The 1,455-nt window shown below is 50.7% G+C and carries 1 protein-coding gene and 1 pseudogene; both read left to right on the top strand.

Annotated elements, in window-relative coordinates; all coding sequences use genetic code 11:
* On the top strand, positions 1 to 573 hold a 573-nt coding region (locus tag Q0386_RS08610), incomplete at its 5' end, for an acyl-CoA dehydratase activase (protein ID WP_299029824.1).
* Positions 563 to 1,455: pseudogene (locus tag Q0386_RS08605) on the top strand (double-cubane-cluster-containing anaerobic reductase); the annotation flags it as partial. The gene Q0386_RS08610 and the pseudogene Q0386_RS08605, both read left to right, overlap by 11 nt.

Here is a 1,455-nt window from a genome sequence, read left to right as displayed (position 1 = left end):
CGCGTCAGCGTGGACTACGCGCAGCTTAGCATGAGCGAAATTTTATGCCACGGCCTTGGCGCGCACTTTTTGTTTGAGCCTGATTGCACCGTCATCGACGTGGGCGGGCAGGATACAAAGGCGATCAAGATCGAAAACGGCAAGCCCGCGGATTTTATCATGAACGACAAATGCTCGGCGGGCACGGGCAAATTTTTAGAGATCAGCGCGGGCCGCTTGGGGCTTGAGCTTAGCGAAATTTACAAAACCGCCCGAAAAAATCCAGCGATCAAACTAAGCTCGACCTGCACTGTTTTTGCCGAAAGCGAGATCGTCTCGCTAAGCGCAAACGGAGCCGAAACGAGCGAGATCGCCTACGCCATCGTGGACTCGTCCGCGCACAAGGTCGCCTCTCTCATCAAACGGCTGGAAAATCAAATTTACTTTTTAAGCGGCGGGCTTAGCAACGTGCCGCTCTTTAAACAGCTTCTAGGCGAGCATCTGGGGGCTGAAATTTTTACTCACAAAAACGCAATCTACTGCGGCGCGATGGGCGCTGCGATAATGGGAAAAAGGAGCAAAGATGAAATATGATTTTGCGGAGCTTAAAAAGCGAAATTCTATGGCACTCCAGGATCTAAAAGCAGAAGGAATGAGCGTCGTGGGGACGTTTTGCACATATTCGCCAAAGGAGCTCATTTACGCCGCGGGCGCGGTACCAGTTAGCCTGTGCGCTTCGGACGAAGGGCCGATAAACGCCGCTCACGCCGAGCTTCCGCGTAATCTTTGCCCACTAATCAAGGCAAGCTACGGCTACGCGCTAACGAAAAAATGCCCCTATATGAACGCCAGCGACGTAGTAGTCGGCGAGACAACCTGCGACGGCAAGAAAAAGATGTACGAGCTGCTAGCAAAACACAAAGAAGTCCGCGTTTTAGAGCTGCCAAATATGACAAATAAACGCAGTTTGGAGCTTTGGACACAAGAGCTACGGGAGTTTAAAGGCTATTTGGAGCAGCGTTTCGGCACGCAAATAACGGACGAAAAACTAAAAGAGACGATAGAGATTTTTAACGAGGAGTGAGACGCGCTAAACGAGCTAATGGAGCTTGGCAAGCTAAATCCAAGCCCGATTAGCGGTAGCGAAATGCATCAGGTGCTGTTTGCGAGCGACTACATCTACGACAAAAGCGAAAAGATACGCATGCTACGCTCCTACGTAAAAGCTCTGCGCGAAAAAGATATGAGCGGCGCCAAACACAAAAAGCGGATCATCATCACCGGCTGTCCAAGCGGAGGCGTGTATGAGAAGGTTATCAAGCAGATAGAGGAGCTGGGCGCGGACGTGGTAGCCTTTGAAAACTGCTCCGGCACCAAAGGCTATCAAAACCAAGTACAAACAAAGGGCGATCTGGTCGCAAATATCGCCGAACGCTACCTTAAAATTCCATGTTCGGTGATGTATCAAAACGACGC

Origin of the sequence: uncultured Campylobacter sp. (genome assembly GCF_938045625.1) — a bacterium.
In the GTDB taxonomy this organism is placed as follows: domain Bacteria; phylum Campylobacterota; class Campylobacteria; order Campylobacterales; family Campylobacteraceae; genus Campylobacter_A.
Note: the sequence above shows the minus strand (reverse complement) of the source record. Positions and strands in the feature narration are given on the sequence as shown.